The organism is Kitasatospora sp. NPDC041988, assembly GCF_055588525.1.
In genome coordinates this window covers 113,738-125,088 of the sequence record NZ_JBVJCO010000026.1, presented here as the reverse complement: position 1 = coordinate 125,088, position 11,351 = coordinate 113,738, and the positions used below count along the sequence as shown (strand labels likewise).

General features: G+C 71.4%; 12 protein-coding genes and 1 tRNA gene. 11 read left to right on the top strand and 2 right to left on the bottom strand.

Annotated features, from left to right (window positions below; translation table 11 throughout):
• Nucleotides 1-52: 52 nt before the first annotated feature.
• Both ACZ6NC_RS25100 and ACZ6NC_RS25095 read left to right on the top strand, forming a co-directional pair.
• Complete coding sequence (locus ACZ6NC_RS25100) at nt 53-349, top strand: type II toxin-antitoxin system VapB family antitoxin (protein ID WP_030061387.1); 297 nt, start codon at nt 53-55, stop codon at nt 347-349.
• A 235-nt stretch (nt 350-584) separates the two neighbouring features.
• Nucleotides 585-1,256: a LytR C-terminal domain-containing protein gene (locus ACZ6NC_RS25095; RefSeq protein WP_465736032.1), complete on the top strand. Its 672-nt coding sequence runs from the start codon at nt 585-587 to the stop codon at nt 1,254-1,256.
• A gap of 71 nt (nt 1,257-1,327) precedes the next feature.
• Here ACZ6NC_RS25095 and upp read toward each other — a convergent pair whose 3' ends face one another.
• A complete protein-coding gene (upp, locus tag ACZ6NC_RS25090; protein WP_465736001.1) occupies nt 1,328-1,963 on the bottom strand; it encodes a uracil phosphoribosyltransferase in 636 nt (211 codons plus the stop codon).
• Between the two features lie 151 nt (nt 1,964-2,114).
• On the opposite strand from upp, the gene ACZ6NC_RS25085 reads away from it, so the two are divergent.
• The 8 genes from ACZ6NC_RS25085 (at nt 2,115) to ACZ6NC_RS25050 (ending at nt 7,441) form a co-directional block, all read left to right on the top strand.
• The gene (locus tag ACZ6NC_RS25085; protein WP_465736000.1) at nt 2,115-2,351 is read left to right on the top strand and encodes a hypothetical protein; all 237 of its coding nucleotides are present in this window, start codon (nt 2,115-2,117) and stop codon (nt 2,349-2,351) included.
• Nucleotides 2,352-2,638: 287 nt separating this feature from the next.
• Nucleotides 2,639-3,184, top strand: a complete 546-nt coding sequence (locus tag ACZ6NC_RS25080) for a tRNA adenosine deaminase-associated protein (protein ID WP_465735999.1) — start codon at nt 2,639-2,641, stop codon at nt 3,182-3,184.
• Between the two features lie 49 nt (nt 3,185-3,233).
• Entirely contained in the window at nt 3,234-3,785 is a 552-nt protein-coding gene (gene tadA / locus ACZ6NC_RS25075) for a tRNA adenosine(34) deaminase TadA (protein ID WP_465735998.1), read from the top strand.
• 93 nt (nt 3,786-3,878) lie between these two features.
• Nucleotides 3,879-3,968: transfer RNA gene (locus ACZ6NC_RS25070), tRNA-Ser, on the top strand.
• 451 nt (nt 3,969-4,419) lie between these two features.
• Nucleotides 4,420-4,584, top strand: a complete 165-nt coding sequence (locus ACZ6NC_RS25065) for a hypothetical protein (protein ID WP_174315669.1) — start codon at nt 4,420-4,422, stop codon at nt 4,582-4,584.
• 62 nt (nt 4,585-4,646) lie between these two features.
• On the top strand, nt 4,647-4,940 hold the full coding sequence (locus tag ACZ6NC_RS25060) for a Dabb family protein (RefSeq protein WP_148643967.1): 294 nt from the start codon (nt 4,647-4,649) through the stop codon (nt 4,938-4,940).
• Nucleotides 4,941-5,459: 519 nt separating this feature from the next.
• Nucleotides 5,460-6,305 (top strand): RNA polymerase sigma factor SigF, encoded by an 846-nt coding sequence (locus tag ACZ6NC_RS25055; RefSeq protein WP_465735997.1) that lies wholly within the window; start codon nt 5,460-5,462, stop codon nt 6,303-6,305.
• A 188-nt stretch (nt 6,306-6,493) separates the two neighbouring features.
• Nucleotides 6,494-7,441 (top strand): RNA polymerase sigma factor SigF, encoded by a 948-nt coding sequence (locus ACZ6NC_RS25050; protein WP_465735996.1) that lies wholly within the window; start codon nt 6,494-6,496, stop codon nt 7,439-7,441.
• Nucleotides 7,442-7,508: 67 nt separating this feature from the next.
• Here ACZ6NC_RS25050 and ACZ6NC_RS25045 read toward each other — a convergent pair whose 3' ends face one another.
• Nucleotides 7,509-8,474 (bottom strand): tyrosine-protein phosphatase, encoded by a 966-nt coding sequence (locus ACZ6NC_RS25045; protein ID WP_465735995.1) that lies wholly within the window; start codon nt 8,472-8,474, stop codon nt 7,509-7,511.
• 414 nt (nt 8,475-8,888) lie between these two features.
• Between ACZ6NC_RS25045 and ACZ6NC_RS25040 the strand changes: the two genes are divergently transcribed.
• A complete protein-coding gene (locus ACZ6NC_RS25040) occupies nt 8,889-11,258 on the top strand; it encodes a hypothetical protein (protein ID WP_465735994.1) in 2,370 nt (789 codons plus the stop codon).
• Nucleotides 11,259-11,351: the final 93 nt, after the last annotated feature.

Here is an 11,351-nt window from a genome sequence, read left to right as displayed (position 1 = left end):
GGCGGCGCCGCGGCTGCTGCGCCATCCGCCGCCCAAACGGTAGGCTTTCCGTGTGATCTTCAAGCGCATCGGCAATGGGCGGCCGTACCCGGATCACGGCCGGACCAGCACCCGCCAGTGGGCGGACGTCGCCCCACGCCCGGTGCGGCTGGACCAGCTGGTGACCACCAAGGGTCAACTCGACCTGGAGACCCTCCTCGCGGAGGACTCCACCTTCTACGGCGATCTCTTCGCCCACGTCGTGAAATGGCACGGCGACCTCTACCTGGAGGACGGGCTGCACCGGGCCGTACGCGCCGCGCTGCAACAGCGCCAGGTGCTGCACGCCCGTGTCCTCGAAATGGAGTGACGGGCCGCTCACGCGCGCCCTCGTCCCGCCTTCCGGTCATCCGCCGGAGGGCGGTCCGTTCGTACCCGGATACCTCCTTTCGGGTACCGGCATACTCCAGATGATGATCATTTAGTACCTTCTCAGCCGTCCGGCACTAGTCTGCTGACTACGGCCGCGACCACGGCGAACGCCAACCCCGGCCGACCCGTCACCCGATCCCCGCCCTGGCACGAGGGGGAGACAAACCGTGAGCATGTTGACTCCCCAAGGCCTGAAGGGGAAGCAGTACCGCGTCACCGGCAACAGCTATCCACGGCTGGGCCGGCCGCCCAAGAAGAGCCGCAAGGTCATGGCCCTGATCGGCTCGCTGCTCGCGCTGGCGCTGATCGCGCTCGGCGGCGTCCAGCTCTACGACATCTTCACCGGCAAGGGCAAGAACGCCTCCGCCCAGGCCTGCGCGTCCCCGTCCGGCAAGCCGCTGGCCGCGCCCACTCCCACCCCGGACGCGTCCCCGGGCGCCCCGGGTGCCCCCGCCGGCGACCCGCACGCCATCCCGCAGCCGGCCGGCTTCAAGCTGAACGTCTTCAACGCCACCACCAAGTCCGGCCTGGCCGGGCGGACGGCCGACGAGTTCACGAAGCGCGGCTTCACCGTGGACAAGAAGGGCAACGCCCCGGCCGAGCTGGACAAGAAGGTGCCCGGCACCGCCGTGGTGATCGCCGGCCCGGCCGGCGCCGGCGCCGCCACCCTGATCAGTTCGCAGATCGCCGGGGCCACCATCACCGCGGACGCCCGCACCGACAACAGCGTGGACGTCGTCGTCGGCGACAGCTACAACACCCTGCTGGACGAGACCCAGGCCGCCGCCGCACTGGCGCTGGCCACCAAGCCCTCACCGACCCCCAGCACCACCGGCAGCTGCTGAGCCGGCCGCCCGCGAACGTACGAGAGCCCCCCGGCACGGTGCCGGGGGGCTCTCCTCGTCAGGACAGGGGGTCAGCCGGCCGTGCCGTACAGACGGTCGCCCGCGTCGCCCAGGCCGGGGACGATGTAGCCGTTCTCGTTCAGCCGCTCGTCGACCGCGGCGGTGACGACGGTGACCGGCAGACCGGCCAGCTCCTTCTCCATCACCGCGACGCCCTCGGGCGCGGCCAGCAGCACCACGGCGGTGACGTCGGTGGCGCCCCGCTCGATCAGCATCCGGATCGCCGCCACCAGCGTGCCGCCGGTGGCCAGCATCGGGTCGAGCACGTAGACCTGGCGGCCGGAGAGGTCGTCCGGCATCCGGGTGGCGTAGGTGGAGGCCTCCAGGGTCTCCTCGTTGCGCACCATGCCGAGGAAACCCACCTCGGCGGTCGGCAGCAGCCGGGTCATGCCGTCCAGCATGCCGAGGCCGGCCCGGAGGATCGGCACCACCAGCGGGCGCGGGTAGCTCAGCCGGGTGCCGGTGGTGACCGCCACGGGCGTGGTGATCTCCACCGCCTCGGTGCGGACGTCCCGGGTGGCCTCGTACGCGAGGAGGGTCACCAGCTCGTCGGTCAGGCGACGGAAGGTCGGCGAGTCGGTGCGCTCGTCGCGCAGGGTGGAGAGCTTGTGGGCGACCAGGGGGTGGTCGACGACGTGGATCCGCATGCATCGAGGTTAGCCCGGGCCCGGACGCTCGTACGACACGCCGCGGCCGGCCGCGTTCACTCTGCCGTGACGCGCCGTGACGCACCGCGAATGTCCGGACGGAACGGCCTCCTGTGGTATCAATCGGGCCGATCTGGGAAAGTCACGTCGTATGACGAGCAACCCGAGGACCGGGGACGGCTCGGCGGACGGGCTCCCGGGCCCGTCGGGCGGGCGCTCGGACCAACCCCCGGAGCATCCGGAGACCGAGGCGGAACGCCGTAAGCGGCGGGCCGCCTTCCTGCGTGAGCTCGCCGAGGCGCGCGAACTACGGGAGCGGGTGCAGCCCCGCCGCACCAAGGAGCGCCGTATGCGCGAAGCGATGCGGATGCGAACCTTCCGGATCTGACACGCCTCCCACCCCCTTCCCACCTCCCTCCGCGCGTCCCCGAGCGCCGTCCGGCCGCCGTTCGAGCGGTCCCGGACCGGCCCGGCGGCCCTGCACCGGCCCCCGGCCAACCCTTCCGACACGACCTGCAAAGACGCGCTGCCGAACACCCCCCGCAAAGCCGGGCTTTCTGTCACGATTCCGATGGGACGGTCCGAACAGCGGACCGCCTCTGGCGCGGGGGCGGCCAGATTCCGCGTGGCCCGAGCGCGCCGACAGCCGAGACCGAGATCTTGGGAGTGTCCCTGGTGGCGTACTTCGCTGCAGTGCTTGCTCGCACCGAGGACGGGTGGGATGTGAGCGAGACGGAACTCGACGACGTCGAAACCCTGGCCGATCTGGCCGACCTGGCCCGCGAGGCCGCCCAGGACGACGACAGCGTCCTGGTCTTCATCGAGCAGGAGGACGCCTGGTTCGCCGTCGTCCGGGTGGACGGTGAGGAGGACCCGCGGATCTTCGTGTCGGACGGCGCCGCCGCCGCCCGCAGCTCGTACGGCTCCGTCCTCACCGACGAGCTGGTCGACCAGGCCGGCGAGAGCGAGTTCGGCGACCTCGACAACCTGGTCGCCGAGCTGGAGGACGAGGAGGAGGCACAGGAGCAGGAGGACGACGACGCCGGCACCAGCGGCGGCGTCCCGGTCGGCCCGCTGGGCGACTCCCACCTGCTCTCCGAGTTCGGACTGCCCTCCGAGGAGCTGCTCGCCCTCAGCGGCGAGGGCGCCGTTCCGGGCGACGCCCTGGAGGAGATCGCCGAGGCCCTCGGCTGCGGCGAGGTCCTGGAGGCGGTCCGGTAACGGCCGGCAGCGACCGGTGCCCGCCACCGGATGCCGGACACTGGATGCCATGCAGTCCGCTTCCGCCAGCCAGGCAGTCCCGCAGGCAGCCCACCGGGCTGTCCCGCAGGTGGCCCCGCTCCCCGCCCCCGTCCGCCCCGACCCGGTCCGCGAACGCTGGGCGGCGCCGATGCGCCTCGCCATCGCCGAGGCCGCACTGGCGCCGGCCACCGGGGACGTCCCGGTCGGGGCGCTCGTCCTGGGTCCGGACGGCGAGGTGATCGGACGCGGCCACAACGAGCGCGAGGCGGTCGGCGACCCGACCGCCCACGCCGAAGTGGTCGCCATCCGCGAGGCCGCCGCAAAGACCGGTGCGTGGCGCCTGAGCGGCTGCACCCTCGTCGTCACCCTGGAGCCCTGCACCATGTGCGCGGGCGCCATCGTCCTCTCCCGGATCGACCGGGTGGTCTACGGCGCCCTCGACGAGAAGGCCGGCGCCGCCGGCTCCCTGTTCGACGTGATGCGCGACCGCCGGCTCAACCACCGCCCCGAGGTGATCCGGGGTGTCCTCGCCGACGACTGCGCCGAACAGCTCCGCGCCTTCTTCGACACCCACCGCTGAACACCCGGCCGAACACCCGGCCGAACACCCGCGGGACCGGCCGCCCCGATACGGATTTCGTGACGGCGCCACCCGTCCGGTAGAGTTCCCCTCGGTAGCGTGTCCGAGCGGCCAAAGGAGCACGCCTCGAAAGCGTGTGTGGGGGCAACTTCACCGTGGGTTCGAATCCCACCGCTACCGCCAGCAACACGAGGGCCCCGTCCGAACCGGACGGGGCCCTCGTCGTTTCCGCGCACCCTCATCCGCGGAAAGGGCTCCGCGCCCGGGGCCGATGACCACCAACGCCCTTCGAGTACGGAGCCTGGATGGGGGGAGCGGTTCGGGGGGAACAACCGCTCCCCCGGCGGAGTCCCACAACCGGGGCCGCGTCGGGGGAAGTCGCGGCACCGGTCCCACAGCGGGGAGCTCCGGATCCACGTACCGGGAATTCCTGCCAGATCCTCGGTACATCAACCATCCTGCTCGACGCCTCGCTCGCGGGCACCCGGAGAAAGGCCCCAGTCACGGGGACCTTCGTCCCGCCGGGTGAACGCGTCGCACACTTGATAGGCCGTCCGGTGGATAAGCTGCCCAATGCAGAGGGACGCTCGGGGACCGAATGGCGGCGGCCCACGGCAGGGAGGAAGGTCACCCGATGGCGCAGGCTAAGAAGATCGGCATGGTTCTCCTGCTCGTCTTCGTGCTCTACACGATCATCACCTCGCCGGCCCGCGCCGCCGAACTCGTCCAGCTGGGCTTCGAGGGCATCTCGAACGCCGCCAAGGCGATCGGCACCTTCATGACCGGCCTGGTGAAGTAGCTCCTCCGGCACCGGCTACGGTGGGCCCGTCCCTCAACCCCCCGTCCGCGAGGAGCGGCATCGTGATCCGGCACCTGGTCCTGTTCAAGCTCAACGAAGGCGTCAGCAAGGACGACGAGCGCGCGCTCGCCGGCGCCAAGGCCTTCGAGGCGCTCGGCCCGGTCATTCCCGAGCTGCGTGAGTGGGAGTGCGGCTGGAACACCACCGAGCGCGACATCGCCCACGACTACGCGATCAACAGCCTGGTCGAGGACCGTGAGGCGCTGCAGGCCTACCTCACCCACCCGGCCCACCAGGCCGCGGCCGGCCAGTGGCGCGAGTTCGCCACCTGGGTGATCGCCGACATCGAGGTCTGATCCCGGGACATCCCCCGGACGGCCCAGGCGCCCCGCCCGAGACCCGGGCGGGGCGCCTTGCCATGTCCCCGAACGGTCCTTCCGCGGCCCCGCCGGGAGGCCTGGTGAAGCGCCACCACATCACCAACACACCTCTGTGTGGTGCTTGCCCGACCTGCGCCCGCCTTGTGATGCTATGACCGGTTTTGCCGGACATGGCGAGGTGGTGCACCGAGACGCGACACCCGATCCGCAAGTCCCACCATTGTCGACTTTGGGAGGGGTGACGTGTCCGTGCGGACACCAGGGAGCGCGCCGGGAACCGATACCGGGCCGGCCGCTGCGCAGACCAGTACAACGGCCGCCACACCGGCGCCGGCCCCACCCGCCCAGCCCGCGGCCCACGCTCCGGCCCAGGCCCAGCCACCGGCCCGGAGCCAGCCCCCGGCCCAACCGCCGCCCCAGCCCCAGGCCCACCCCCAGACCCAGAGCCTGAGCCCACCGCAGACTCACCCACAGGCCCAGCCACCGGCCCAGGCCATGCCGCCCGACGAGGTGCTGGCCGCCATCATCAGCCCGGCCGGCGAACTGCGCCCGGACAGCCTGCGCGGCCCCGGCGGCCGCCCCGTGGTGGACGTCCGGACCCTGACCAGGGTGCTCTTCGAGCGGCTCGCCGAGCTACCCCCGGACGCCCCCGAGCGCGAGCGGGTCAGGGCCGCCCTGATCGAGGTCAACATCCCGCTGGTCCGCTACGCGGCCACCCGCTTCCGCAGCCGCAGCGAGCCGATGGAGGACGTGGTCCAGGTCGGCACGATCGGCCTGATCAACGCGATCGACCGGTTCGACCCCACCCGCGGCGTCCAGTTCCCGACCTACGCGCTGCCCACCATCCTCGGCGAGATCAAGCGGTACTTCCGGGACAACGTCCGCACCATGCACGTCCCGCGCCGGCTCCAGGAGCTCTGGGTGCAGGTCAGCGGCGCGATGGAGGAGCTGACGGTGGTCCACGGCCGGACCCCGAAGGTGCCGGAGATCGCCGCCAGCCTGCGCATCCCCGAGGAGGACGTCCGGGCCTGCCTGGACGCCGGTCGGGCGTACAACGCGGCCTCGCTGGAGGCGGCGCAGGAGCACGAGGGCGGGCTCGCCCTGCTGGACCGGCTCGGCTACGAGGACTCGGCACTGGCCGAGGTCGAACACCGGGACATGGTCCGCCACCTCCTGGTGCAGCTGCCGGAACGGGAACGGCGGATCGTCATGCTGCGGTTCTTCGCCAATCTGACGCAATCGCAGATCAGCACCGAGCTGGGAATGTCCCAGATGCACGTCTCGCGACTGTTGTCCCGAATCCTGACCAGGCTTCGGGCCGGCAATTCCTGGGAAGACTGACCGTCACAATCCCGGCAGAACACCGCGAAAAGGCAATGGACCCGAGATTGCTCCGCGTTACCGACGCGTGACGTCTTGCGACGTTCGGGTTTGCCGGGGACCGTGTTCCGGTATGGAGGGGGAGGGCGTCGCCGGGAACCTCCGTGCGACAGCACCCGTTCAAATGTCAGTCACAAGGGGGTGGGTGCATGTCCGGAGAGCTGGGCGCTGCAGAGATCCACGGTGGTCAGGCCAGTGGCACGACGGTCGCCGTCGACCTGATCCCGGTCCAGCGGGGCCCGGCCGAAGCCCCGCCCGCCCCCGACGCTCCGCCGGGAACGGCGGAACAGGCCCGGACGGCGGCCCAGCCGCCCGTGGAGGCCACCTCCGGCGCCGGACTGGACACCCGGACGCTCTCCCGCTCGCTCTTCCTGCGGCTGGCCGCCCTGGAGGCCGGCAGCGCCGAGCACACCTACGTCCGCGACACCCTGATCGAGCTCAACCTGCCGCTGGTCCGGTACGCCTCGGCCCGGTTCCGCAGCCGCAACGAGCCGATGGAGGACATCGTCCAGGTCGGCACGATCGGCCTGATCAAGGCGATCGACCGGTTCGACCCGGAGCGCGGGGTGGAGTTCCCCACCTTCGCTATGCCGACCGTCGTCGGCGAGATCAAGCGCTTCTTCCGGGACACCAGCTGGTCGGTGCGAGTGCCCCGGCGGCTCCAGGAGCTGCGGCTGGCGCTCACCAAAGCCGGCGACGACCTGGCCCAGCGGCTGGACCGCTCCCCCACCGTCGCCGAGCTGGCCACCTGCCTGGGCGTCAGCGAGGAGGACGTGGTCGAGGGCCTGGCGGTGGGCAACGCGTACACCGCCAGCTCGCTGGACTCCAGCCCCGGCGAGGAGGACGGCGACGGCCCGCTGGCCGAGCGGCTCGGCTACGAGGACCTCGCGCTGGAGGGCGTCGAGTACCGCGAGTCGCTGAAGCCGCTGCTGGCCAAGCTGCCGCCGCGCGAGCGCCGGATCATCATGCTGCGGTTCTTCGGCAACCTCACCCAGTCTCAGATCGGCGACGAGATCGGCATCTCCCAGATGCACGTCTCCCGGCTGCTGACCAAGACCCTCACGCAGCTGCGCGAGGGCCTGATCAGCGAGGGCTGAGCGGCCGGGCCTGGGGCCGGACCGGACGAGGGGCCGCGGGGGCCGCGCGGCAGGCTGAGCGGCAGGCTCAGGGCGCCGTCAGCAGGTTGGCCCGCAGGCCCGCCAGCACCTCGTCGTCCAGCCCCAGGCCGTCCTGCCAGAACTTCTCGAAGGTGACCCAGCCGGCCGCGACCTCCTCGAAGGCCGCCTCCAGGTAGCAGCGCTCCGCCCGGAAGACCGGGAGCAGCAGCTCCGGCTCCTGCATCAGACCGCGTGTGAAGAAGCTGTCGACGATGGTCTCGACGATCGCGGCGGAGCGCTCGTTGGTGAGCAGGTAGTCGGCGAAGACCGTCTCGCGGTCCACCCCGAGGGCGGTCAGCAGCAGCGCGGCCGTCCAGCCGGTGCGGTCCTTGCCGGCCGAGCAGTGGAAGAGCAGCGGCGGGCCGTCCGGCGCGGCCAGCAGGCGCAGCACGGTGGCGAAGCGCTCGCGGGCCACCGGGTCGGTGACGAACCAGCGGTAGAGGCCGGTCATCATCGCGGCGGCCCTGCCGTCGCCCAGCAGGGCGCGCTGCTTCTCCGGGCTGCGGTCGGCCAGGGCGTCGCGCAGGGCGACGTAGATGTCGAAGTCGGCGGCGAAGACCGGCAGGTGGTGCAGGGTCACGCCGTCCGGCGTGGTGCGCTCCACGGTGATCGGGGCGGCGGACAGCTCGGCGGCCGCGATCTCGGCGACCGGCAGGCCGGGGACGCGGTCGGGGCCGGCCTCGCGGACCTCGTCGAGGCTGCGCAGGTCGACCACCTGGCGCAGGCCGAGCGAACCGAGCAGGCCGAGGTCCTCGTCGGTGAGCCGGTTGAGGCCGTCGCTACGGAGCGCGACGCCGTGCCGCAGCACCCGGCCGTCGGCCGTCCGGTAGCCGCCGAGATCGCGGGCGTTGGCGGCGCCGCGCAGGCCGAGACTCCGGGCCTGCGCGGCGGCCTCCCGGGCGGCCTGCGCCGACGTCTGAGCCGCTTTCCCGGTGGCCTGGATAGCGGCGGTCTCGGTCTGCTGCTCGGTCACGCGGTGGCCTCCATTGGATATTCGGACTGTGACGTGGCACAACCCAGCGCGATATTGCATGAACCTGCCCGGCGGAACGCGGGGATGTGCAAGAGTGTCATGCGCAACGCCGCCAGTGTAGGGCGCGGCGGCCCCACCCCCGCTACACGGTCGGTGAGCAGCAGTAACGCTCAGGCTCCGGTTTTTAATTCTCAATTCATTATTTGCGTCGAGGGTGCAGTTCCGGCCACAATCAGCGCCTTCATGGCATCGCCATGAACGTTGGTAACAGATTCGCTGCACTCCCGCCCATTTGGTCCCAATCGGTGCGGAGTATCCACCAGGATGGGCGCCGGGCAGCCTGCTGCCCGCGAACAGCGACAGGGCAGGCGAGCGCCGAGCAGCGGAGCGCCCTGCCCAGGGGAGGAACACCACATGGGTCGAGCGACCCGAAGAGTTGCCGCCTGCGCGGCAGCAGTGCTGCTGGCCGGCGGCCTGCAGTCATCCCTCGCACACGGTGCCGGTACGGCTCCCAGGATCGACCTCACGGTCCTGGTGATCAGTGACGGCGGGCCCGCGACGGCGGCCGTCGCCGCCGAGCTGAAGAGCCAGGGCACCCCGTACAAGCTCGTCGACCTCAACGACGCCAACCGCCCGGTCATCGACGCCGCCTTCCTCAGCGACACGATCAACGGGCAGCCGCGCGGCAAGTACCAGGGCATCGTCATGCCCAACAACAATCCGTTCGCGGCGGGCTCCGCCGAGATGACGGCCCTCGCCACCTACGAGGCCGCCTTCGGCGTCCGCCAGGTCGACGCCTACACCTACGCCCAGCCGGACGTCGGCCTGAACTGGGCGGCCGACCCTGGCTACATGGGCAAGCTGGACGGCGTCCAGGGCCAGGTCACCAGTGCCGGCCTGGCCGGCCCGTTCGGCTACCTCAAGGGCGCCGTCCCGTTCGAGGACAACGACCCGTCGGTGGACGAGAGCTACGGCTACCTGGCCACCCCGCTGGCCTCCCTGCCGGCAGGTGCCTCGTTCACGCCGCTGGTGGACGCCCCGATCCCGGGCTCCACCGCGCGCGGCTCGCTGGTCGGCGAGTACAGCCACGACGGCCGCAAGGAACTGGTCGTCACCTTCGTCTACAACCAGTACCAGCAGCAGTACCGGCTGCTGGCGCGCGGCATCGTCGACTGGATCACCCAGGGCGTCCACCTCGGCTACGACCGCAACTACTTCGCGGCCCACGTGGACGACGTCTTCCTGGCCGACGACCGCTGGGACACCGTGCTCAAGTGCACCCCCGGCGACGTCACCTGCCCGCCCGGCACCCCCGAGACGGCCAACCCGATCCGGATGACGGTCGCCGACGCGCAGTACGCCAAGCAGTGGCAGACCGCCAACAACTTCACCATGGACATGGTGTTCAACGGCGGCGGCAGCGAGGACTGGAAGGCCGACCACGCGGCCACCACCGACCCGGTGGCGGACCAGATGATCGCCGACCAGGCCAGCTACCGGTGGATCAACCACACCTACACGCACCCGTACCTGGGCTGCCTGCAGGACGTCTCGGTGGTGCCGTGGAAGTGCACCAAGGACGCCACCGGCAACACCGTCTGGGTCGACCAGGCCACCATCACGTCCCAGGTCAAGAACAACCTCGACTGGGCCGCGGCGCACCACCTGACCATCGACAAGGCCGAGCTGGTCACCGGTGAGCACTCCGGTCTGCTGACCGCCCCGCAGGAGACCAGCGACAACCCCTACCTGGCGCCCTCGCTGGCCGCCAACGGGGTCAAGTGGACCGCGAGCGACGCCTCCCGCGAGCCCGCCCAGCGGGCCGTCGGCTCGTCCACGCTGACCGTGCCGCGGTACCCGATGAACGTCTTCTACAACGCCGCCACGGCGAAGGAGGAGACCGACGAGTACAACTGGATCTACACCAGCGCGGCCAACGGCGGCAGCGGCGTCTGCGAGAGCAACGCCAACTCCACCTGCCTGCCGGCGCCGCTGAACGTCAACACCGGCTACCAGTCGTACATCGTGCCGCTGGAGGCCCGGATCGACCTCGGCCACGTGCTGAGCAACGACCCGCGGCCGCACTTCATCCACCAGTCGAACCTGTCCGAGGACCGGATCGTCTACCCGGTGCTGGAGAAGGTCCTCTCGACCTACCGCTCGCTGCACGCCGACAACGCCCCGGTCGTGAACCTGGCGCAGAAGGACATCGGCGTCGAGTTCCAGCGCCGGGCGGCCTGGAACGCGGCCGTCGCCGCCGGCCAGGTCACCGCGTACCGGGTCGGCGACACCGTGACGGTGTCCGCCCCGGCCGGTGTCCAGATCCAGGCCACCATGCCCACCGGCACCACCCAGAAGCTGTCCATCGGCTCGACCGCGTTCGGCACCGCGTACGCCGGTACGCTGTCCGGCTGGGTGAAGCCCGCAGCGCTGCAGAGCACCGTGACGCTGAAGCTGGCCGCGGCCCCGGCAGCGGCCCCGGCCGTTGCGCCGAGCATCGCCGCCAAGTCGGTGACCGCCCCGGCGCCGGCCGACAAGAAGGTCGTGCCGCAGGGCACCGCCGACGCCGTCCCGGCCGGACCGGGCGACACCGCCCGGACCGACGCGCCGGTGCTGGTCCCCGGCAGCGGGGCACCGGTCGCCGGCAAGGGCGTCACCACCGGCAAGGCCGGCGGCAAGAGCACCACCCAGGGCACCGCCAAGGGCGGCACCCAGAACGGCAAGGCCTCCGGGGGGAAGGCCGACCCGGCCAAGAAGACCGCCGGCCAGACCGGCACCCGCTAAACAGGTGACACCGGTGGTGGGGGGGGGGGGGGGGGCGGCCCCCCCCCCCCCCCCCAAACAGAAGACCAAGGCAGGAGGGGTGAGAGAGAAAAA